This is a genomic window from Candidatus Bathyarchaeota archaeon, from assembly GCA_026014585.1.
Taxonomy (GTDB): domain Archaea; phylum Thermoproteota; class Bathyarchaeia; order Bathyarchaeales; family Bathycorpusculaceae; genus Bathycorpusculum.
This window is the reverse complement of the sequence record JAOZIA010000024.1, coordinates 138375-159957: the sequence shown is the minus strand read 5'-3', so window position 1 is coordinate 159957 and position 21583 is coordinate 138375. Positions and strand designations below refer to the sequence as shown.

21 protein-coding genes and 1 tRNA gene are annotated in these 21583 nt (G+C 44.0%); 14 read left to right on the top strand and 8 right to left on the bottom strand.

The window, feature by feature from the left end:
- Window positions 1-27: 27 nt before the first annotated feature.
- Window positions 28-2049 (bottom strand): copper-translocating P-type ATPase, encoded by a 2022-nt coding sequence (locus tag NWF01_10085; protein MCW4025364.1) that lies wholly within the window; start codon window positions 2047-2049, stop codon window positions 28-30.
- 313 nt (window positions 2050-2362) lie between these two features.
- Here NWF01_10085 and NWF01_10080 point away from each other — a divergent pair, with 313 nt between their 5' ends.
- The 7 genes from NWF01_10080 (at window position 2363) to NWF01_10050 (ending at window position 7555) form a co-directional block, all read left to right on the top strand.
- A complete protein-coding gene (locus NWF01_10080; GenBank protein MCW4025363.1) occupies window positions 2363-3127 on the top strand; it encodes a GTP cyclohydrolase I FolE2 in 765 nt (254 codons plus the stop codon).
- 15 nt (window positions 3128-3142) lie between these two features.
- A complete protein-coding gene (gene queD, locus NWF01_10075) occupies window positions 3143-3517 on the top strand; it encodes a 6-carboxytetrahydropterin synthase QueD (protein ID MCW4025362.1) in 375 nt (124 codons plus the stop codon).
- A 5-nt stretch (window positions 3518-3522) separates the two neighbouring features.
- The gene (locus tag NWF01_10070) at window positions 3523-3876 is read left to right on the top strand and encodes a dihydroneopterin aldolase (protein ID MCW4025361.1); all 354 of its coding nucleotides are present in this window, start codon (window positions 3523-3525) and stop codon (window positions 3874-3876) included.
- A complete protein-coding gene (gene folK, locus NWF01_10065; GenBank protein MCW4025360.1) occupies window positions 3869-4381 on the top strand; it encodes a 2-amino-4-hydroxy-6-hydroxymethyldihydropteridine diphosphokinase in 513 nt (170 codons plus the stop codon). Before NWF01_10070 ends, folK begins: the two co-directional genes overlap by 8 nt.
- Window positions 4381-5343: a hypothetical protein gene (locus NWF01_10060; protein MCW4025359.1), complete on the top strand. Its 963-nt coding sequence runs from the start codon at window positions 4381-4383 to the stop codon at window positions 5341-5343. Before folK ends, NWF01_10060 begins: the two co-directional genes overlap by 1 nt.
- A gap of 95 nt (window positions 5344-5438) precedes the next feature.
- The gene (locus NWF01_10055) at window positions 5439-6401 is read left to right on the top strand and encodes a GHMP kinase (GenBank protein MCW4025358.1); all 963 of its coding nucleotides are present in this window, start codon (window positions 5439-5441) and stop codon (window positions 6399-6401) included.
- 2 nt (window positions 6402-6403) lie between these two features.
- Entirely contained in the window at window positions 6404-7555 is a 1152-nt protein-coding gene (locus NWF01_10050) for a DUF1464 family protein (GenBank protein ID MCW4025357.1), read from the top strand.
- A 37-nt stretch (window positions 7556-7592) separates the two neighbouring features.
- Here NWF01_10050 and NWF01_10045 read toward each other — a convergent pair whose 3' ends face one another.
- The gene (locus tag NWF01_10045; GenBank protein ID MCW4025356.1) at window positions 7593-8255 is read right to left on the bottom strand and encodes a DUF447 family protein; all 663 of its coding nucleotides are present in this window, start codon (window positions 8253-8255) and stop codon (window positions 7593-7595) included.
- A gap of 227 nt (window positions 8256-8482) precedes the next feature.
- Here NWF01_10045 and NWF01_10040 point away from each other — a divergent pair, with 227 nt between their 5' ends.
- Window positions 8483-9058 (top strand): DUF4256 domain-containing protein, encoded by a 576-nt coding sequence (locus NWF01_10040; protein MCW4025355.1) that lies wholly within the window; start codon window positions 8483-8485, stop codon window positions 9056-9058.
- A gap of 136 nt (window positions 9059-9194) precedes the next feature.
- On the opposite strand, the gene NWF01_10035 is transcribed toward NWF01_10040, so the two are convergent.
- A tRNA-Lys gene (locus NWF01_10035) sits at window positions 9195-9269 on the bottom strand.
- A 91-nt stretch (window positions 9270-9360) separates the two neighbouring features.
- Complete coding sequence (locus tag NWF01_10030) at window positions 9361-9720, bottom strand: PadR family transcriptional regulator (protein ID MCW4025354.1); 360 nt, start codon at window positions 9718-9720, stop codon at window positions 9361-9363.
- 395 nt (window positions 9721-10115) lie between these two features.
- Here NWF01_10030 and NWF01_10025 point away from each other — a divergent pair, with 395 nt between their 5' ends.
- Entirely contained in the window at window positions 10116-11672 is a 1557-nt protein-coding gene (locus NWF01_10025; protein ID MCW4025353.1) for a CdvA-like protein, read from the top strand.
- Window positions 11673-11744: 72 nt separating this feature from the next.
- Here the strand turns inward: NWF01_10025 and NWF01_10020 are convergent, their stop codons facing one another.
- Window positions 11745-12458 (bottom strand): hypothetical protein, encoded by a 714-nt coding sequence (locus NWF01_10020; GenBank protein ID MCW4025352.1) that lies wholly within the window; start codon window positions 12456-12458, stop codon window positions 11745-11747.
- Between the two features lie 123 nt (window positions 12459-12581).
- Here NWF01_10020 and NWF01_10015 point away from each other — a divergent pair, with 123 nt between their 5' ends.
- The 4 genes from NWF01_10015 (at window position 12582) to NWF01_10000 (ending at window position 15476) form a co-directional block, all read left to right on the top strand.
- Window positions 12582-12992 carry a nucleoside 2-deoxyribosyltransferase domain-containing protein gene (locus NWF01_10015; GenBank protein MCW4025351.1) on the top strand — a complete coding sequence of 137 codons (411 nt, stop codon included), beginning with the start codon at window positions 12582-12584 and terminating at the stop codon, window positions 12990-12992.
- A gap of 57 nt (window positions 12993-13049) precedes the next feature.
- On the top strand, window positions 13050-13610 hold the full coding sequence (locus NWF01_10010; GenBank protein ID MCW4025350.1) for a manganese efflux pump MntP family protein: 561 nt from the start codon (window positions 13050-13052) through the stop codon (window positions 13608-13610).
- A gap of 101 nt (window positions 13611-13711) precedes the next feature.
- Entirely contained in the window at window positions 13712-14194 is a 483-nt protein-coding gene (locus tag NWF01_10005) for a hypothetical protein (GenBank protein ID MCW4025349.1), read from the top strand.
- Entirely contained in the window at window positions 14178-15476 is a 1299-nt protein-coding gene (locus NWF01_10000; protein MCW4025348.1) for a hypothetical protein, read from the top strand. Before NWF01_10005 ends, NWF01_10000 begins: the two co-directional genes overlap by 17 nt.
- A 305-nt stretch (window positions 15477-15781) precedes the next feature.
- Here the strand turns inward: NWF01_10000 and NWF01_09995 are convergent, their stop codons facing one another.
- Both NWF01_09995 and uvrC read right to left on the bottom strand, forming a co-directional pair.
- A complete protein-coding gene (locus NWF01_09995; GenBank protein MCW4025347.1) occupies window positions 15782-15946 on the bottom strand; it encodes a hypothetical protein in 165 nt (54 codons plus the stop codon).
- Window positions 15947-16236: 290 nt separating this feature from the next.
- Window positions 16237-17838, bottom strand: a complete 1602-nt coding sequence (uvrC, locus tag NWF01_09990) for an excinuclease ABC subunit UvrC (GenBank protein MCW4025346.1) — start codon at window positions 17836-17838, stop codon at window positions 16237-16239.
- Between the two features lie 175 nt (window positions 17839-18013).
- Here uvrC and NWF01_09985 point away from each other — a divergent pair, with 175 nt between their 5' ends.
- On the top strand, window positions 18014-18535 hold the full coding sequence (locus NWF01_09985; protein ID MCW4025345.1) for a helix-turn-helix domain-containing protein: 522 nt from the start codon (window positions 18014-18016) through the stop codon (window positions 18533-18535).
- Window positions 18536-18573: 38 nt separating this feature from the next.
- On the opposite strand, the gene uvrA is transcribed toward NWF01_09985, so the two are convergent.
- Complete coding sequence (uvrA, locus tag NWF01_09980; GenBank protein MCW4025344.1) at window positions 18574-21468, bottom strand: excinuclease ABC subunit UvrA; 2895 nt, start codon at window positions 21466-21468, stop codon at window positions 18574-18576.
- Window positions 21469-21583 lie beyond the last annotated feature (115 nt).

Genomic DNA, 21583 nt, shown 5'->3' with positions numbered 1-21583 from the left:
TCGTACCTTGGAAAATTGAAAAAGTGATTAGTGCATGTGTTTTTCCATTTGCATTTCTGTTGTTGATGTTTCAGTTTTGGGCTGGTATCTACGTAGAGTTTGGCTGTTTATAGCCACTATCACCGTGCTCAACGACATCAAAATTGCCCCAACTGCAGGGTCTATCACAACCCCAAAATTAACCAGAATACCTGCTGCTAGTGGAATAGCAAAGATGTTATAACCTGCTGCCCACCAAAGATTCTGCAACATCTTAGCATAAGTTTTCTTAGATAAGTCCGCCACTGTGGGCACATCACGTGGGTCATTTTTGACCAAAATAATATCTGCGCTTTCAATTGCAACATCTGTTCCAGCACCTATGGCAATGCCCACATCAGCTGTAACCAAAGCTGGCGCGTCATTGATGCCGTCGCCAACCATAGCAACTCGGTAACCTTTTTCTTTTAATGATTTGATTTTGTCTGCTTTTTGGTCTGGCAAAACTTGGGCAAAATAATCATCAATTCCAAGTTCTCTTGAAACATCCCTCGCAACAGCTTCAGCATCGCCAGTAAGCATGTACACTTTCACGCCATTTGACTTCAAATTACTGATAGCTTCGCGTGATTCCTCTCGTATTTCGTCTGCTAAAGCAAAAGCGCCGGCAAGCTCACCATTAACCACCGTGAAAACCACTGTTTTGCCGCTTTCTTGTAAAGCAGCTACTTTTTTGTCGTTTGATTCCAGTTTTAACTCCTTAAGAAGACTTGGGCTTCCAACGTGCACTTTTTTGCCTTCAACGTTTCCTTCTGCGCCCTTACCAGGAATAGCTTTGAAGTCTTTTGCTTCAGGAATTTTAGTTTTCTTTTGGTTGGCATAGTTAATGATGGCTTTAGCGATTATGTGTTCTGACTTTTTCTCAATTGAGCCTGTTAAACGCAAAAGTTCATCCTCAGAAATGTAAGAGACCACGTCACTCACACCAAATTGACCCTTTGTCAAGGTCCCAGTCTTGTCAAAAACTACAGCTTTGACATCTTTGACCGTTTCAAAAGCTTTTCTGTCGCGTATGAGCATTCCACTTTTGGCAGTTATAGATGTTGAAAGAGCTACAACTAGAGGAATTGCAAGCCCAAGTGCATGAGGACAAGCAATAACCAAAACCGTGACCGTTCGCGTAAGCGCAAACTGGGCACTTCCCAAAACAGCCCACGCCACAAAAGTAATCACGCCCACTGTAACGGCAACGTAAAACAGAAGTGCAGCAGCCCTGTTGGCGAGGTCTTGGGTTCTTGACCTGCTTTTCTGCGCTTGACCAACAAGCTCAATTACCTGTGCCAGATATGTCTCTTTGCCTGTTTTTTCAATTTTGACTTTCAGGGCTCCGTCCCTGTTTATTGAGCCGCCGATGACTTTGTCTTGGTTTGTCTTGTGAACGGGTTTGGATTCTCCTGTGAGTAATGCTTCGTTAATGTAGGATTCCCCTTCTGTGACGACGCCATCGGAGGGAACTTTTTCTCCTGGTCGAATCAGAATTAGGTCTCCTGTTTTTAATTCAGAAACCGCTACCTCTCTTACGTCCCCATCCACAACAACATGCGCCATTGTGGGCATTATTTTTACGAGTTCTTCAAGTGCTCTTGAGGCACCAAGCACGCTTCTTGCTTCAATCCAGTGTCCTAAAAGCATCACGTCGATTAATGTGGCAAGTTCCCAAAAAAAGTCGGACCCAACCGGAACAAAGACGGTGACTGCTGAAAAGAAGAAAGCAACCGATATTGCAGTTGCAATTAGCGTCATCATTCCTGGTTGAAGCTTCTTTATCTCTTGCGTTAAACCCACAAGAAATGGCCAACCTCCATAAACGTAAATTGTTGCGGCTAAAATCAACAGAATGAATGGTTGGTATGGTACTGTTAGGGTGTAATGGAGCCATGTTTGAATGGTTTGGGAGAAAAGCAGAACAGGCACGGTTAAAATTAGGCAAACAAAAAATCTTTTTCTAAACATTCCAGTATGCATCATGTGCATTGATGAATCCGCATGCATTCCTTGCATGTTTTCCATTGGCATCTTGTGCTTCATTTCTGCATGCAATGCTCTGATTCTCCCTTGATATTATTGTGTCCCTTCAATAAACCCTCTTTGGCAAACAGATGCTAACTGGTGTGGTTTTGTTTGATTTTAGCCTTCAAAAAAGGGTGTTGCTTGATGGGAAAAGTTTTTTTATTGCCCACTGTAAAAAACTACATAACGTTGAAAAATAATGCAAACCCGCGTGAGGGTGCAATGTTGAGTGAATTAACACGCTACACGCAAGGCACCTTCTTGCCCTCATAATGATTGAACAACCGAAAGATTAGGCAAAGAGGACTTAATGTTGAAAGATGTTCAAAACGAGAAACCAGAAAACGAAATAGAACTAAACAAAGTAGGAGTTCAAGGACTAAGAAAATATGTTGTGGTAAAAAGCCCAACACAAAACTATCATACAATCGTCACTATCAACAGTTACATTAAACTGTCCTCCAACCTGCGAGGCGTACACATGAGCAGGTTTGCAGAATCAATAGAAGACATCCCCAAGGAAACCACCTCAATCGAAAACCTTGCCAAAAAAATCTCACAAAGCGCCCTTGAAAGACACCATTTTGACTGCTGTACAAAAGTTTTCTGCGAAGTACCCTTTGAAAGAACAAGACCAAATGGTGAAAAAGAAACTGGCATAGCTAAAATGTTTGCTAGATACTCAACTCTTTCAAAAATCAAACTTATCGGTGTTTCTGTTAATGGTGCACGTGCCTGTCCTTGTTCAAAAGAAATGTGCAATGGATTGACGCATAATCAGCGGGGCAATTTGCGTGTTGAACTTGATGTCACAAAAGACGGCGTTGAAATATCAGACATAATTAGGATTTGCAATGAAAGTTTTAGTTCGCAGGCTTTCTCAATTTTGAAGCGTCCTGAAGAAAAGTGGCTTGTTGAGCAAATGCATGAAAATGCACGATTTGTTGAAGATGTTGTAAGAAAATGCGTTAAGTCTCTTCGAGAAAAATACTCGGAAAGAAACTGTGTCGTCAAATGCTCAAGTTATGAGTCTATTCACGACCATAACGCCTATTCAGAATGGCGCGGTATGCTCTAAAGGTAAGGTACCAAAATGTTTAGGTTAAGAGTTGAATCCGAATTCGATGCAGCACACAAAATCGAAGGGTATCCTGGTAAATGCGCCAATTTACATGGACACACCTACCGTGTTGAAGCTTTTTTCCTCTCAGAAAAACTTGATTCAATCGGCGTCTCCGCTGACCTGCGCACTCTAAAAGAGGAACTGCTTAAAATAACCGAACAGTTTGACCACACATGCCTAAACGACTGTAAAGAATTAAAAAACCCAACAACCGAAAACCTCTCCCGCTACATCTACGAAAAAATCAAAACTGACCTCCCAAAAGAAACTACGGTGGAGAAGGTTAGAGTTTGGGAAACACCAAAAACCTGGTGCGAATACTTCGAAACAAAAAGCAAGGAATAGCGCTTATGGATAAAATTTTTGTCAAAAATCTGGTGTTGCCCTGCAAAGTCGGTGTAACCGAGGATGAGCGTTCAAATATTCAAAATGTTATTTTGGACATTGAAGTTTTCTGTGACTTAAGGCAAGCTGGCGCTACTGATGACTTTCTCAAAGGAATTGACTATGAAAAAATTGTGGAAATTGCAACTACCACGGTGACAAAGGGCGAATTTGTATTGCTTGAGCGTCTTGTTGAGAAAGTTGCCTCACAGGTTTTGGAGAATTTGGCTGTTTCTGGTATAAGTGTGGCAGTTAAGAAGGAAAAGTACTCTGTTGCGCCGATTATTGGAATTGAACTGCACAGGGGTCGCCATGACTGAGGCATACATTGCCTTAGGTTCTAACATTGGAGACCGCAAAGTAAACATCAAAAAAGCCCTCCAATTTCTGACTGAAAAATTAAAAATTCTCCAAGTCTCAGCACTTTACGAAAACAAACCCATGTACATCGAAAATCAGGGAATGTTCCTAAACGGCGTCGTCAAAGTTGAAACAGATTTAGCGCCCCAAAAGCTTTTGCGATTTTTTAAAGATATCGAGCAGAGGATGGGTCGGGTTTGTGTTGAACGAAATGGTCCCCGAATCATTGATTTAGACATCCTATTCTACGGGCAGCAGGTTATAGATGAAGATGGTTTAAAGGTTCCTCATCCTAAAATTGAGGAAAGAGATTTCGTTCTTGTTCCCTTAACAGAAATTGCCCCAAACCTGATGCATCCAATTCACAAAAAAACGATTTCAAAGCTGCTTTCCGAATTAAAGTATAACCCATCAGAAATCAGCGTAAACGTCAAAGCAGACGATTTAATGGGAGAACTACTCTGATGAAGGTTCAGGTTAAAACTTCGGCGAGACTGCATCTGGGTCTTATTGACTTAAACGGTGATTTGGGGCGACTTTTTGGTGGACTGGGTGTTGCCATTGACCATCCCAACGTAGTTTTAGAAGCCCGGAAAGCCCCAGAACTGACCGCGAGTGGTGAGAGGGTTGAATTAGTCAAAAATTTAGCCTCACGATTTTTGGATGCGTATGGCATACGTGGGTACGTTTCTTTAAACATCAAAGAAGCCATTCCTGAGCATGTTGGACTTGGCTCTGGAACCCAGTTGGCGCTGGCAGTCGCAACCGCTATAGCTCGACTATACAATGTGGCTGCCTCAGTGACTGATTTGGCTGTGGCAATGGGCAGAACCGCTCAGTCAGGTATAGGCACCGCAGTTTTTGCGCATGGCGGATTAGTTGTGGATGCTGGAAAAAACACTCAGGATTCAACCCAGAAAAGTATACCTCTGATTTGCCGACAAGCCTTCCCAAAAGACTGGCGGTTTGTTGTAGCAATCCCTAATGTGCAAAAAGGTCTGGCAAATGAGGCTGAAACTTCTGCTTTTCAAAAGTTGCCTCCAATGCCCGCAACTGAAGTCGGAAAGATTTGCAGGCTTATTTTACTAAAACTATTACCCTCAGTCATGGAAGAGAACATCAAAAACTTTGGGGAAGCCATGACGCAGATACAGTGCATCGTCGGCGATAGCTTTGCATCTGCTCAAGGTGGCAGATACTCAAGCAATCCTGTGTCTCAGTGTATTGAGTTCATGCTTGAGAATGGTGTTTATGGTGCAGGGCAGAGTTCTTGGGGACCAACAGTTTATGGCTTGGTTATGCGTGGTGAAGCCAAAAGTATGCGAGCAGAAATTCAGGGTTTTCTGGATAAAGGTGCTGGCGGTCAGGTTTTTGTTTCTAAAGTAATCAATCACGGGGCAACAGTAAAGGTTTCACATAGCCCTTAATGTGTTACTAAACCATGCGTTTGAGTTGTTGGTTATTTTTTTGCCAACGAAAACCTTTTAATTCCCAAAGTCCCAGCATCAACTCAGTGGGTAACATGCAAGAAGCTATCAAAGTTACAGTAAAAGCGCCTGCACACTTGCACACAGGCAATTTTGACATGACCGGAGATTTAGGCAGACTTTATGGAACAGTTGGTTTTGCCGTTGACAGAATGCTTGAGGTTGAAGTTGGTAAATGCAAAGGCGTAAAATCTGACGACAAAGACGCCATAATTTTCGCAAAACGTTTTGTTGAAGCTTACAATTTGGAAGGCGCCGAGGTCACCGTAAAAAAGAGCATCCCCAAATTCGTGGGAATGGGCTACCACACTACCCTGGCGCTCTCAATCGGGGCTGCTCTGGCAAAAATTTACGGATTAAACTTAACCACTGAACAAATCGCATTAACCATGCAAAGAGGCGCAATAACAAGCATTGGCGTACATGCCTTTAAGGTCGGCGGCTTTATTGTTGAAGGCGGTTTTCGCGTGGATCAACGGGAAAAAATGATTCCCCCCATGATTTTCCAGCAGCCTGTTCCTGATAACTGGCAATTTGTTATAGCCATAGCTAATGTGCCGCAGGAAAAAATCATCAAAATGCGAGAGGACGAGGACAATATCCTTAGAAACCTGCATTTGATGCCAAAAGAAACCTCTGATATGCTATCAAGAATAGTTCTTGTAAAAATCATGCCCGCAATTATTGAAAAAGACCTCAAATCCTTCGGTGAAGGTTTAACAGCGTTTAACTCGGAACTCGGTAAATTCTGGAACCAGTATCAATGCGGCAGAACCTACTGTCACCCAGTTGTTGAGGACGCAGTAAAAATCATGCTTAAAAGAAGCACCTGCGCCTGCCAAACCTCTTGGGGACCAACCATATACGGCATAGTTGACAGTGCAAGCACAGCAGAAACACTGCACCAAGAACTCCAAGATTACCTGGATAAAAACGGCGGCGGAGAAGTCTTCGTCACCAAAGCCTGCAACACTGGAGCCATAATCGGGGGCAAGTAACCTTGGTTCGCACCATAGGGATTGATTCCGGAACAAAAACGATGGACATTTACGGATTCGATGACCAAGATGGCAGCACCATAATTGATCTTGCTATTCCCAGAGATGAAATAACAAAAAGCGCTCAACTCGTCGTAGAAAAACTACGAGAAGTAGAAAGCCGTGTAGGCAAAATAGATGCCATCGTCGGACCTTCTGGATATGGCATGCAACTAAAACGGGCACAAGACGCAACCAATAAGGAAATTGCTCAGGCAACCTTTGTAACGGATGCTGACGTGAAACGACGACTACGAATTATTGGCTTACGTGAGCTTATGTTGTTGCTTCGTGATGCCAAGGATTTGAATACTTACTTTACGCAGGGTGTAATCCATCTGAAAACTGTGCCTCAGTACCGAAAAGCCAATAAAATCGATATGGGCACATCGGACAAGATTTTAAGTGTGGTTTTAGCCGCTAAAGACCAAGCGGAAAGACTAAACATTCCATACACTGATACGTCGTTTGTTCTGGTCGAGGTAGGTTTTGGGTACACATCCGCAATGGCGGTTAAGGATGGGCAAATCGTAGACGCAATGGCTGGCACCGCAGGATTCCCATCGTTTCTTGGAAGCGGCTTTTTTGATTCAGAAGTAGCCTACGTTTTAGCCAACGTACTTGACGACTTCTCAAAGCAAATGCTGTTTGCAGGTGGTGTGTCTTCATTTGCCAAAGTTGACCCAACCAAACCACTGGACGACTTCATCAACAACGCGCAGACAAACTCGCAGAGCAATGCTGGCTATAAGATGATGCTGGAGTCAGTGGTGAAAGATGTCTCCTCTCTGTTGCCCTCCGTTATGCCAAGGGAAATAATTCTCAGCGGCAGATTCATCAGAATACCACAGTTCCTATCAGACTTAACCAGGTGCTTCACGGAATTTTTTGAGCAAACAGGCGTAAAAGCTGGTGTCACAGTTCTTAAGAGCAACGCAAAAGTCACTAAGCAAGCTGCTGAGGGCGCTGCAGTGTTTGCCAACGGGTTAGCAGGCGGAAAATACGCGCCTCTGGTTGAAGCTATGCGATTGCGTGAAAGCGAAGGCACAGTTTTCAGCAACCTTTACTTTGGAGAGCAGGTTGCCAACGGGCTAAAAATGTTCGGAAAACTGTAAACTGCCCCTTCTTTTGTTATTTTCCTGAAAATGAGTCTTACTGGAGTTTTTTCCACATGTCAATTCGGCTGGTCAAGTCATCCATAACTGCTGAGTAAGCCGAGTTAGGTGCCACCCGATTAACTATCTGACGGTAGTTATTAATAGCTTCCAAAAGTTTCGCAACCTGATATTGCTGTTCGGGGTCATCAAGAAAGGCTTTGACTCTGGTCGCGTTGATTATTGCCTCCATTGTCAGAGACATGGCACGGTTAAACGCTTGAGGATACTTCATTGGCGCATCTACAAACTCAACCTTAAACATCACCCTTGTCTTCCCTGTGTTTTCTGCGGCATTAGGTTCCATGTGCTCAACTGAGACCTCAACTGTTGCATCAGCAAAACAAAGCTTGGGTGCATTAACGCAGTGGCTCTTCTCAAACCATTCTGTCGGCAGCTTCCCCTCAGGATTTGTTTCTTTAAAAGCTGAACGATAGAACGCTTCTATGTTGCTGATTAGGTTTATGACGGCGTAGCGGTTGGTTTTGATGTTGCGAAATGTTTGAGATGGACTAAATAAGTCAACACTGAAGTGTTGCTCGTCTTGGAGCGTGACACCCATAGGCGCGGCGTTTGGTTGCCCATCAACGCTGCAGGTTGATAGTACAACTTCTTCAATTATGCCTTTTGAGAAGCCCAAATCCTCCATCTGTACAGTCAAAGCACCGTTCAATCCAAAAAATTGTAAGCCTTTATTTGGTTGATTTTACTTTTTCTTTGTTTATAATAAAGCTTTGCTAACTCATCACATGAGATAGATAGCCTTTTGTTTATTCCTTGGACTTTGTAGGTATAGTATTTTCCTGTAGTCCTTTCGGTTTTCAGTTAACTGTACAGTAAAGTCGCCCTGATAACTGATTTTATAAACCTAGACTTAATACTGTAATTATGCGCAGGCCATCAGAAAAAGGGCTATCGCCAAAGCAACCTGAAGAATTGTTAAATGTGTTGAAAACCCGTTTTGAGAAAAACATGAACCGCCATAAAGGTTCTGAATGGGCTAAAATACAAACAAAGCTACAAGCTAATCCTGAAAAACTTTGGTCACTCAACGAAATGGAAAGGACTGGTGGTGAACCGGATGTTGTTGGTGACGATGAAAAGCTTAGTGAATATGTTTTTTATGATTGTTCGGCGGAAAGTCCTTTGGGTCGCAGAAAGGTTTGTTACGACCATGAAGGGCAACTGATTGCAGAAAAACGAGGGGCGCGTCCAGAAGGCAACGCTGTTGATATGGCAACTGCAATGGGTATTGAGCTTTTAACGAAAGAACAATACAGCGAGTTGCAGAAACTTGGGAGTTTTGATACAAAGACATCGAGCTGGCTGAAAACGCCCTCTGATATTAGAAAACTAGGCGGGGCCATCTTTGCTGACCGCCGCTACGACAATGTCTTTGTGTATCATAACAGTGCGCCCTCTTGGTATAGCAGTAGGGCGTTTCGTGGCTCACTATGGGTCTAACATTGAGCTTTTAATTTTAAAATTTAACCTATAGAATGCCCAAAAAACCAAGACTTCTTACTCCAGTTAAACAATTCTAAACAGCTAAAATTCATCAAAAAAATGCTGTCATTAGTATAACTAGTGTGCATATAGGCGGGTCCGACGGGAATTGAACCCGCGACCCTCGGATTAAAAGTCCGATGCTCTAGCCTGACTGAGCTACGGACCCGCCGAATATTTGTTGCGTTGATAGAAAACAGCAGGGGGGTTTTTTAGCGTTTCGATTCTGAATGGGCTAAAAGCTAGGGTTTTGGTGTTTTTTAGGCTTTGAGGATGTTGTTTATTAGGAATTTGATTTTGTCTTGGGAGTGCAATATGATTTCGAGAGTTTTGGCGCCTTTTTCGGTGAGTTTATAGACTCTTTTTCTTTCTTGGTCTATGCCTTTGATTAACCCGTTTCTTTCCAGCGAGTACATCATTGAGTATATTGTTCCTGAACTGACGAGAAAGCCGTATTTGTTGTGGATGAAGGTTATGGCGTCGTATCCGCTTATTGGTCCGGTTCGGAGTTCGGATAGTATTATGGTGTCCATGAAGTTTTTGATTATTTTTTCGTGTATGCGTTTGACTATTCTTGGTTCGGAGCGTTCGATACTGCTTATGCTTGATGACATTAACATAGTTTTTCCCTTGCGTTTGCATGTTATGTCTTGTTTAACTATTTAAGATTTGTTCTAATTTAGAATAACTTATATGAATAAACCCTAAAATGTTTAGATAATTTAAACTGTTTTTCTGGTTGAAAATCCCAAAAATGTGACACAAGGTCTTTGATGTTTAAAGCAAACTGTACAAGCGAACAAGAAATCCGTTTCACATAAACCTGTTAATGCAGACTGTCTGATGCCTAAAATTATTTATAGAAAAATGCTAAAACAGCCACTACAAAACTGGAATTTAGACGTATAAATTTCATTTTTCAGACCATAAAACGTCTTTTTAATAGTTACCGATATATGTCCATGTTAACAAAAGTTATTTCCAGTTTTGCAGTAAAAAGCTACGGTGCCTAAAATTGATTTCATGGAAATACTCATTTAAGAGATTAAAAGAAGAACACGAAATAGCGAACAAGAAAAAGAGTGCGCTAGACAACTTATATACGACCGGAAAAATTTCTCAAGCTACCCGAGACTCATTTAATAAAGATATAATTGCCGCAATTGAAGAAATCGAAAAGCAGCAAAAAGAACTTCTAGATAAAATGACTGCAAAAACCCAAGAACTCCAAGACCAAGTAAAAACCCTTGAAATTCTCCTAGCAAACTATGAGATTCAACATGCAGTAGGCGAAATAGAAGAAGAAACCTACAGCCGAGAAATCAGCCTTCTAAACACTGGTCTTGATACAGCCAAGAATGAATTGGTGACTATCCAGCAAGCAGTATCAACCCTAAACACGCCAGCAGTAGTGGCTCCTGAAGCTCCCGTAACCCCTGAGCCAACTGCTCCAACAATTGAAATTCCCGCTCCTGTTGCTCCGCAAATTGAGGCTGCTCCTGTAATTGAAGCGCCCGCAGAAGTTGCGCCAGCAATTGAGTGTGTACCAGTTGAGGCCGCTCCAGTTGATGAACCACAAGCAGAGGTTGCTGTTGAAGTTGCACCCACACCAGTTGTTGAAGAAACTGCCCCCGTAGAAGTAGCGCCTGCTGCACCAGTTGTGACTGAAACACTTGTTGAGGTTCCAATTGTTGAAGCATCTGCTCCAGTGGTTCTACAACCTGCAGTAGTTGAGGAAGCTCCTGCCGACGCAGCTCCCGCTGTGGAAGATGCCCCTGTAGAAGAAACCCCTGCTGTTGAGGCTACCCCCGTAGTCGAAGTGCCTGCTGAAGTTGCACCTGTTGAGGCAGAACCAGCAATTGAGGCTGCCGCTCCCGTTGAAGTTGCAACCGAAGTATCTCCAGTCGAAGAGGCAGCACCAGCAGTTGAAGCTGAAGTTGCTCCCGCAGAAGTTGTTGCAGACGAAACAGTAACCTATGTAACCGACACACCTGTCGAAGCAGAGGTGGCTCCAGTTGAAGAAGCTGCCCCTGTTGAAGCAGCAGTAGTTGAGGAAGCAGTTGTAGCGGTTGAAGAAGCTCCAGTGGTAGAGGAAGCTCCAATAATTGAAGCAGCAGAACCAGTAGTTGAAGATACACCTGCTGAATTAGTTGTTGAAGAATCTGCAGTGGAAGAAGCTCCAGTAGAGCCAGAAGTTATTGAGGAATCAGCATCTGAAGTTATCGCCGCTGAGCCAGAAATTGTTGAAGTATCCCCAGAAGAACCGGCAGTAACAATTGAGGAAGCCGCTCCAGAGTCAGAAGTAGCCGCTGAAGTTGCTCCTGAAAATACTGAGAAACTCATTGATTTCACTCCAGAAAATGTGCCTGTTGTGGAAACCTTGATTGAAAATTTTACAGCAGAGGAAGCGCCAACTCAAGCCCACCCTACCATAGCGCCCGGGGAGGCGCAACCAGAAGCGGTGGAAACAACAACCGAAACGATCGAGACAGTCGAGGTCGTCGAGGAACAAGCCGCAGATACAGAAGTAGACGCTACCGCCGCTACAGAAGATACTGAGAAAACTGAGTAATCTTCTTTTCTTTTTTTAATTTTCAAGTTTATTTTTATCTGTTTTTCTTTGTAAATAGCTTTTTTGCGGTCGTTAAATGAGGCTGTTATAATTTAGTCTGCTTTTTCCTTTTTTAATAACTGCATATGCTCCAATGCAGGCGGCTATTGCAGCGATGGCGCCAAAGGGGTACTCTGGCAGAGGTATTTGAGGTGTTACCATGAAGGTTGCTTGAGCTGTATCTCCATAATAAGTTGTTGCTTTTATGGTGTGTTCGCCAACTGATGCTTTTGGAATTGTAATTTCCGCGTCAAACATGCCCATCGGATACTCCTTAATTGTCAAAAGCAGTTTATCATCAAAAGTGATGGATATCTCTTTGATTTTTCCGTCTGGGAAGCAGTCGCCATGAACTTTAACCTTTGAATCAACCGCGCCACAGTTTGGCGTTAAAACAATTGAGGGCATTATTTTGAAGGTTGTGGAATCTTTGTTTCCTTTGTCGTCAATTGCTACAACTTCGTACTCGCCAGCACACAGCAACCCCTCTCCTGGTATGGTGAGTTCATCGTTGAATTTGCCTTTTTCATCAGTTTTTGTTTCAAACATGAATAGTTCAATTTTCACGTTGCTGTTTGGCGCAAATTTTTCTCCAGAAACCGTGATTATGTCCCCGACACATCCGCTGTCTTGACTGATGGTGAATACGGGGGGTTTTGCTGCGCTTGCTAAATTTGCTGCAGTTAAACTGAGAATGATTAGCAGGGTAGCGGTGAGTATGATTGTTTGGGTTTTTTGTTTTTTCATATTTTACCCTCTGGCATATTACGATTGCATACTTGTTATAAACTCTCATTCCCATTTTCGATATATTGATTGCCCTCAGAAAGAATAATATCAAGCGTTTCATTGGTTCTACCGTTGATTACCTTGAGTAAGCAAGTATTCATTTCAGGACCCATCCTTGGCATGGAAAAACAGCAAGACTACCGAAAACCAATCACCGAAATCTGCCAGAAACTGGGCTTAGACGTTATTGACCCCTGGAAGCGCGAGCGCGTCCTCTACAATGGCACGGAGGAATGCTGGTGGGATAAGGTGCCAACATTTGATTTTGTACAGCGGGATTTGGATGATGCGGACCGATGTGACATTATGGTGGTTTATTTTCCTATTTTATCTGCGGGAGCATGTATGGAAATGTTTTATGCTAAACGCAAAGGCAAAAACGTCATCGTTGTGTCTCCAATAAAATGCCTCAGCCCCTGGATAGTTTACCATTCAGACATAATAATTAAGGGGTTCAATGAGTTAGAAGGGGCATTAAAGAAGTTTATCTAACCCTTTTTTTCAAAAAACCTATATTTATCAAGACACCAAAGGCTAACGGTGCAAACTGTGGACGCACTAACAATCCACCTAATCGCTGTCGGATTAGCGATGGATGCGTTCGCGGTTTCAATAGCAAGCGGTCTGACCATAAAAGAAAACAGACGCAAATCCGCTCTTTTAACGGCGACAGCGTTTGGCAGTTTCCAAATGATCATGCCTGTCATCGGGTATGCGGCGGGACTAAGTTTTGAAAGCATCATAACCAGCGTTGACCATTGGGTAGCGTTTGGTCTTCTTGCTTTTATCGGCGCAAAAATGTTCTACGACGGCATCAAAAAAGAAGAAACAAAAGGCGGACCCACCAGCCTTAAACTGAAAACGCTGCTGGTTTTGGTAGTTGCCACAAGTATTGACGCTTTAATGGTTGGGCTCAGTTTTGCATTTTTGCAGGTATCCCTTTTTACGCCTATCGTCGCGATTGGGGTCGTAACTTTTGGGCTTTCTTTGATTGGGTTCTATTTTGGTTGTGGTTTGGGTCAACGGTTGGGGCACCGTATAAAAATTGTCGGCGGCATCGTGCTGATTCTTATTGGTTTGAGGATTTTGCTGGAGCACTTATTTGCCTGATGTTTTTTTGTTTTTGGTTGGTTGTGGTTTTGGAAAAGCTTATATGGTAACCTTGTCTATCTTACTTTGTAAGCTTATATAGGCTTACTGCGGTGAAATCCATGAGCTTAAGCGCGGCTTACCTCACATCTAAACAACGCGTCATTTGGGGACTAAAAAGCAAAGGACAACAAGAAGCCAGCATAGCCCGTGAACTAAACATCACACGCCAAACAGTACACAAAGCCGTAAACACTGCCAACCTGCGAATTACCGAAGCACTAACCGAAGCAGCCCAACTAAACAACATCGAAATACAAACCCTCAACACCTCCAAAGGCTTCTTATCTGGATACAGCCCCCACTTCAAAACCCCAGCATTTGTCACCTTCTCAGCAAAAAACGGCGTCCAAGTCTGGTACAAACACGAGGGCCACTGCCAAACCTGCAAACGGCTTAAAACATGCAGAGAAATGCTTGTTTCCGAAGCTAAAGCCAGAAACTTTCTCTTAACCGAAGATATAAACCAAATTTCACCATCCAGACTTGCTGAAGTTTTATTTTCAAAAATATTGGGAGAAAAAGAAAATGATACACCAGTTTAAAAAATTCTTTAAATGGTGCCCCTGCCCAGAACCTCCACGTTACACAATGTTGCGGCAATACTCCAAACCCATAATAATCTTTGTAACAGTAACCGTTCTTGCCGTTTCAATTTTGGCCTCTTCAATTCTTGCCTTAAGCTCCACCCTTGCCCCACCAATAGCCGACCAACTTCAAAAGTCTCTACCTTCCACTCAATCCACACCAACCCCCGCAAGCACAAGCACACCATTGCCCACCGCTATACCCGCTGAAAACAGCGAACCAACTGCAACACCCAGCAGTACCCAATCCACCTTTATCGTCTCAGGCTACATTTTGGATTCAAATGGAAACGGCTTGGCAGGTGCAGACATAATTTTCGGAGTTCCAGATATTGTTCCAAGTGTCCGCTCTGACAATTCAGGATATTATCAAATTACCGCTCCTTCGGGGGTTTATCATTTGGATGTTTGGCCTCCTTTTGATTCAAGTTACCTCAGTTATGATGAGCCAAACTTTGTTGTCAATGCAGACATGGCTAAGAACATGACTTTAGAGTTAGGTCATAAGGTGTCAGGTTATCTTACGGATTCTTCAGGAGACCTCATCTTTGGTGCTTTGGTCTCTTTAGATGATCATATTTCTGGTTGGTATTCAAAAAGTGATGGTCACTATTTTGTCACTGCTCCCGCTGGTACGTACACGCTGAAGGTTCAGCCGAAGACAGGTCCAACTTTTGAAATCTATACAGAATCAGGTGTCATTGTTAATGGCGACATCAGCAAAGATATTCTCATCCCAAGCCCATCAGGATTCAAAGTTTCAGGCTACGTTAAAGATGCAAGTGGAAATGGAATTGCAGGCGCAAAAATTATTTTCAGTGTTCCCGACCTTATCCCAAGTGTTCTAACAAACAACGCAGGATACTTTGAAGCTTATGCACCAGCAGGCACTTACGATTTCTGCATTTGGCCATCTTTTGATTCTAATTTCCTCAGTTACAGAGATAAATCTTTCACAGTTACAGGCGACATCAATAGAGACTTCACTTTAACCGAAGGTTGCAAAGTATCTGGCTACATAACTGATTCTTCAGGAAACCCAGTTTTTGGAGCCCTTGTCTCCTTAGATAGCCACATTTCTGGTTGGTACTCAAAAAGCGACGGCTACTATTTTACAACTGCTCCTGCCGGTACATACACGTTGAAGGTGCAACCCAAAACAGGTCCAACATTTACAGTCGTCACCATAAACAGTTTTGTTGTCGACGGCAACGTCGTCCAGAACATCGTCGTAGGCTAATATACAATTAGCCCCCCACTATTTTTTATAGTTAAATTCTTTCCGCAACTTCATTTCTCACAGTTTCTTGTTGTAACCCAAAGAGAAGTCATGCGTAGCATCCCTGATTTGTCGTAGCAACAACATCATGCGGCTGTTTTTGTCACAGTTGTGGGTGGTATTATTGGAGGAAGCCAACGACGAAGTTTTTATAATCGAATAATCGACCAATTTTCATCCAAGCCTTCTGTACCTAAACTTTCTGAAAATCCGAAAAACTTGCAATTGCGGGCTTGATAGACGAGCGTTGACTGGAAAATTAAGGTTCAAGATGTGGTGCTGTTATAGTTTATTTTGCTCAGGCGTGCCCCACCCCAAGTGTTGATAAAACCAAGCGTAGGAGTACCATCATAATACAGTTCTGCGAGGTCATTAAGGTTAGCATCTAATCTCCCATAAATCATCATGTCCCCAATGCTTCCCCCACTCATGTCCACCTTGGCGTTTGTTACATTACCAAAATCAAACGCCGATTTTTACCATGTTTATTTTTTTGGTCGATTGCTGTAGTGCTCTGAGATTTTTTGGCAGTATGGTTTCTTGAGGAAACCACCCGCGTATTTTGTTGATTACTGTTTTTGTTGTAGTCAACTCAAATCAACCTTTGTAAATAATAAACTATTTACATTTTAAGGATTTAAGGCTTACTAAAACTGCCAAACCACAACCTAACAAAAGTGACACCTAAAACTACTTTCGCAAAAAAGGGTTTTTAGGTTTTTTACTTTTTGAATTCTTCTCGCAGTTTCATTTCTCTTCTTTTCTTGTTATATCCCAGCGAGAACTCGTGTGTTGCGTCACGTATTCGCCGTAGCAGTAGCATCATACGGTTGTTTTTATCAAAACACTGTGGCGTTTGCTCATCGGGCAAATAAATCTCCTCCCGCTCCTTCGCCAACCCAATTAACGGCAACAACAAACCCAGCCTTTCCAAAGCAGATTTAGCAGCAGCAACCTGCCCAGCACCGCCATCCACCATAACCAAGTCAGGCAGGCGATCTCGCTCCTCCATCACCCGCTTGTATCTGCGGGTTACAACCTCGTGCATGGCAGCGAAATCGTCCTGTCCCACAAACGTTTTGATTTTGAATTTGCGGTAATTTTTCTTGTCAGGTTTGGCGTCTTTGAAGGTGACCATGCCTGAGACTACGTGTTCTTTGCCCAAGTTGGATATGTCAAAGCATTCGATGATACGTGGCAGCACAGGCAGATTGAGCGCGTTTTGTAAATCTACAAGGGCGCTGTCGGTTTCCAAGGTGGACTCTAAGTTTTTCTCTGCTAATCTGACCAGTTCCAGTTTGCTTGCGCGTCTAGGAATAATTAATGATACAGGTGCACAACGTTCCGTGGACAAAAACTCTTCCAGCGCAGTTTTTTCTTCGGGACTTTGCCAGCAGGGCTTGTTTAGGAGGATTTCGCGGGGAAGCTGATTTGTCGTGTAAAACGCCTTTAGGAACTCCTGTTCGATTTGGGGCTGCAAATCCACTGTGAACTCTTTTTTACCCAATAGCACGCCTTTGCGCACGCCCATCTGAACCACCAGCACCTTCTCGCCCACCCGCCGAAACACCAAAACATCTTGGTCAAAACGGCGTTCATTATCCACAATTTGATGCTGAGTCAAAAGGTAAATTGAGTTAATCTGATTACGCAACTCCACACAATCCTCATACTTCTGCTGCTCAGAGGAAGTCTGCATCTGGGCTTTCAACTGCTCAATTGTCTGTTCATAGTTCCCATTCAAAAAAGACCGTGCCTTCTCAACCTGCTCATTGTACTGTTCGGCAGTGACGTTTCCGCTGCATGGTGCAGTGCAGAGGTGAATATGGTAGTTGAGGCAGGCGCGTTTGGGCATGGTTTTGCATGTTCTAAGCTTGAAAACGCGAGTTACCAGCCGTTGCAAATCCTGACGTACAAACCCGTCCGTATAGGGACCAAAAGATTCGAGTTTGCGGCTGACTTTTCTGCTTGTCAGGATTCGGGGGATGGGTTCTTTGGTTAGGGCGATATAGGCGTAGGTTTTGGCGTCTTTAAGGTTAATATTGTATTTGGGCGTGTGCTGTTTGATGAGTTTGTTTTCTAAAAGTAGCGCTTCAACCTCATTGTTGACAAGAACCCAGTCGATTTGACGAATACACTCTACGAGACGGCGGGTTTTGATTGGTTGGTCTTTGCCTTTAAAGTAGCTGCTGACGCGTGAGCGCAAGTTTTTGGCTTTGCCGATGTAGAGAATTTCGTCTTGCTCGTTTTTGTATATGTAGACGCCTGGGCTGGTTGGGATGTCGCTGGCTTTGAATTCTGATGGGTTGGACAGTTTAATCATGGGCTCTTGTCGCTGTTTATTTGACTGGTATTAGAATGCATTAAGTATTTCCTCTAAGCAGCCATAAATTGTCCTGTTTACGTCGCGGGGTTGTTTGATAATTCTTAGATAACCACTGTTATCAAAAACGTTAAAATGAAATAAAATAAAAGAAGGCTCAATGGAATGATAGAAAATGGAGCAAGTTGACTGGTCAGCCCTGCACAAGATTCTCAACGATGCAACAAGAAGAAACATCTTGGAGCTACTAGTGGAGAAGGATGCCCTTAGCTACACTGAAATCATGGTTCTTCTACAAGTTACCAACACGGGCAGACTCAACTATCATCTCAAAGCTTTAGGCGCTCTCATATCCAAAGATGACCAGGGAAAATATCATCTCACAGAAAAAGGCGCGCTCGCTGCCAATTTACTAAAGACCTTTCCCGAACGCGCACCCGCAGAAAATAAGACACATCAATCAGGATTAAGAATGGTGGTAGCCATCGGTCTGTTGCTTGTGGGGATTCTTTTAATCAGTGCTGTTATTGGTATATTTTTAGCTCTCATATCCTCTAGCCCCCCTGCAGAGAGCGCGTCTGTTTCCTCTTCCTCAAATTCTGTAGGTTACCTGTCCTTTGCGATAGTGCCTCTTCCGCTTGGAATAGCTATGATAGCTTTGTCACTTTTGATCCTTACCCACAGGGTTTGGCGATAAAAAAATGTGCTTCTAAGTCCTTCTGGACTCTTGCAGGCTCATTCAGGTTGCTTTGCCATTACTCTTTTTTCTGGAATCTGGAGTATCTTTTCCAAAAACATGCCCGTGTAAGAACCCGAAACCATAGCGACTTCCTCAGGGGTTCCCTTTGCCAGCACTTTTCCGCCTGCCGCGCCGCCCTCAGGACCCAAATCCACAATGTAATCGCAGCTCTTAATCACGTCCAAGTTATGTTCAATGATAAATACTGTGTTGCCATTATCCACGAGGCGATTGAGCACTTTGATTAAGCGTTTGGTGTCGTCAAAATGCAGCCCAGTTGTCGGTTCATCCAACATGTAAACGACATGTCCGCTCTTGTGTTTGCTGAGTTCACGAGTAATTTTGATGCGTTGGCTCTCTCCGCCCGACAATTGCGTGCTGCTTTGTCCCAGCTTAATGTAGCCTAATCCGACATCCAGCAGTGTGTTTAGTTTGCGGGCTACGCTTGGAGTGTTTTTGAAGAATTCCGCAGCTTCCTCAACCGTCATGTCCAAGACCTCGGCAATGTTTTTGCCTTTATACAGCACGGCGAGGGTTTCTTTGTTGTAGCGTTTGCCCTTGCAGTCGCTGCACTGTACGTAAACGTCGGGCAAAAAGTTCATTTCGATACGCAAGACGCCGTCTCCTTGGCAGGTTTCACATCTTCCGCCCTTCACGTTAAAGCTGAAGCGTCCCGGCTTGTAACCGCGGGCTTTTGCTTCTTTGGTTGACGCAAAAATGTTTCGGATTTCATCAAAGAGCTTAGTGTAGGTAGCTGGATTGCTTCGTGGGGTTCTGCCAATGGGATCTTGGTCAATGACAATAACGTTGCGCACTATCTCTGGAACCTCAATGCCCTCATGCTTGCCCACCTTGTCAACACGTTCCCCAAACATCTGCCGCAACGCAGGAATAACGGTTTGGTTCATCAGGGTGCTTTTTCCCGAACCTGAAACCCCTGTGATACCACACAGGACACCCAGTGGCAACTGTGTATTGAGCTGTTTAAGGTTATTTTCTTGTGCGCCTTTTACGGTGAGGTAACCGACTGGTTTGCGGCGCTGAATGGGGATGTCGATTTTTAGTTCGCCTGAAAGATACTTGCCCGTTAGGCTACGCGTGTTCTGCATGATTTCCTCTGGCGCTCCTTCTGCAACGATGTGACCACCGTGAACGCCTGCGCCTGGTCCCATATCCACAATGTAGTCAGCGTTGCGAATGGTTTCCTCATCATGCTCCACCACAATCAGCGTGTTGCCCAAGTCACGGAGCCGATGCAGGGTGCTGATGAGTTTGGCGTTGTCGCGCTGGTGCAAGCCGATGCTGGGTTCGTCTAGGATGTATAGGACACCCATGAGGTTGCTGCCAATTTGCGTTGCCAAGCGGATGCGTTGTGCCTCACCACCAGAAAGCGTTTTGGCTGCGCGTGAAAGCGACAGGTAGCCCAAGCCAACGTTTTTTAGAAAGCCAAGGCGCTGGTTGATTTCTTTGAGCACCTGTTTGGCGATGATTAATTCTTTCTCGTTAAGCTGAGGTGGCAAGTTTAGGAAGAAGTCCACGGCTTCCTCTATGGATAAGTCGGTTACGTCGATTATGCTTTTATCCAGCACTTTAACTGCGAGCACGACCGGCTGGAGCTTTTTGCCATGACAGGCCGTGCAGGGTTTGCTGGTCATGAATTTTTCGATGTCTTCTTTGCGCCATTCACTCTCGGTTTGACGGTACAACCGCATGGTCTGCGGTATCACGCCTTCCCAACCGTCCCGCATCCACATGTTCGCACCGTTTGACCACTGCGCCGTCATGGGTTCACGGTCACCTTGCAAGAGAACTTTGAGTTGCTCTTTGGTGAGGTCTTTCATGGGCGTGAAAACGTCAAAGCCATGCTTTTTGCCGACTGCCGCAAGTTGTTGGGCACGCCAGCTCAAATCCATCTTACCATAAACCGCCAATGCACCATCCATAATGGAGAGATTCTTGTCGGGAATGACCAAATCCTCACTAACTTCGCTGATTTCACCTAAGCCGTGGCAGACTGGGCAAGCTCCAAATGGACTGTTGAAGCTAAACATTCTGGGTTCTAAGCTTTCAAAGACGATTTCGGGATGATTTGGGCACGCACCAAAAGTGCTGTACATTGTTTCATCTTGGAACCGTTCAAGTTCCTTCTTTTTCTCGCCGTCCTGCTTGGACGCGTCGATAACTATCATGGTACCCTTATCCATCTGCAACGCCGCTTCAACAGCCTCAGAGATGCGTGCGTGCTCATCTTCACTGATGGTTACAGTGTCTATGACTGCTTCTATCCAGTGCTTCTCATAACGAACCAGTTTGACCTCTTCTTTGATGGTATCGGACTCGTAGATTTTTTGGTCAACACGGATTTTGGTGTAGCCCTGCTTTTTAAGATCATCAAACACCTGCTCATGTGTGCCCTTAATGCCACGGATTACTGGCGCAAGAAAAATCAGGGTTTTGTCTTTTTCAGCCATTATCATGCTGGTGATATTTTCTGGGCTTTGCGGGTGAATGCTGCTGCCACATTTGGGACAATGATGCGTGCCGATGTGGGCAAAAAGTAGTCTGAGGTAATCGTAGATTTCGGTGACGGTGCCCACTGTTGAACGCGGATTTTTGCTGGTGCTTTTCTGCTCAATACTAATCGCTGGCGACAGTCCTTCGATGGAGTCCACGTCGGGTTTATCCATGAGCCCTAGAAACTGCCGCGCGTAAGCGGATAGGCTTTCCACGTAGCGGCGTTGTCCCTCCGCGTATATGGTGTCAAATGCGAGGGTGGATTTGCCTGAGCCTGAAAGCCCAGTTATAACTATGAACTTGTTTCTTGGAAGTTCCAAGTCAATGTTTTTGAGGTTGTGCTCGCGGGCACCTTTTATAGAAATGTTATCTCTCATAACACGATCAGACTACTATTTCCTTCTTCTTTTACTATGGGGACTTTTCAACTTTGTTGCATTAAACCCCTCAATTTTCTGGGTATACTGCTCATTTTCCTCTTTCCGAGACAGT

Bases quoted from the DNA above. Each gene is read 5' to 3' on its own strand.
- NWF01_10085 (MCW4025364.1), bottom strand. From the start codon at position 2,049: ATGGAAAACATGCAAGGAATGCATGCGGATTCATCAATGCACATGATG.
- queD (MCW4025362.1), top strand. From the start codon at position 3,143: ATGTTTAGGTTAAGAGTTGAATCCGAATTCGATGCAGCACACAAAATC.
- NWF01_10070 (MCW4025361.1), top strand. From the start codon at position 3,523: ATGGATAAAATTTTTGTCAAAAATCTGGTGTTGCCCTGCAAAGTCGGT.
- folK (MCW4025360.1), top strand. From the start codon at position 3,869: ATGACTGAGGCATACATTGCCTTAGGTTCTAACATTGGAGACCGCAAA.
- NWF01_10060 (MCW4025359.1), top strand. From the start codon at position 4,381: ATGAAGGTTCAGGTTAAAACTTCGGCGAGACTGCATCTGGGTCTTATT.
- NWF01_10055 (MCW4025358.1), top strand. From the start codon at position 5,439: ATGCAAGAAGCTATCAAAGTTACAGTAAAAGCGCCTGCACACTTGCAC.
- NWF01_10040 (MCW4025355.1), top strand. From the start codon at position 8,483: ATGCGCAGGCCATCAGAAAAAGGGCTATCGCCAAAGCAACCTGAAGAA.
- NWF01_10030 (MCW4025354.1), bottom strand. From the start codon at position 9,720: ATGTTAATGTCATCAAGCATAAGCAGTATCGAACGCTCCGAACCAAGA.
- NWF01_10020 (MCW4025352.1), bottom strand. From the start codon at position 12,458: ATGAAAAAACAAAAAACCCAAACAATCATACTCACCGCTACCCTGCTA.
- NWF01_10005 (MCW4025349.1), top strand. From the start codon at position 13,712: ATGAGCTTAAGCGCGGCTTACCTCACATCTAAACAACGCGTCATTTGG.
- NWF01_10000 (MCW4025348.1), top strand. From the start codon at position 14,178: ATGATACACCAGTTTAAAAAATTCTTTAAATGGTGCCCCTGCCCAGAA.
- NWF01_09995 (MCW4025347.1), bottom strand. From the start codon at position 15,946: ATGAGTGGGGGAAGCATTGGGGACATGATGATTTATGGGAGATTAGAT.
- uvrC (MCW4025346.1), bottom strand. From the start codon at position 17,838: ATGATTAAACTGTCCAACCCATCAGAATTCAAAGCCAGCGACATCCCA.
- NWF01_09985 (MCW4025345.1), top strand. From the start codon at position 18,014: ATGGAGCAAGTTGACTGGTCAGCCCTGCACAAGATTCTCAACGATGCA.
- uvrA (MCW4025344.1), bottom strand. From the start codon at position 21,468: ATGAGAGATAACATTTCTATAAAAGGTGCCCGCGAGCACAACCTCAAA.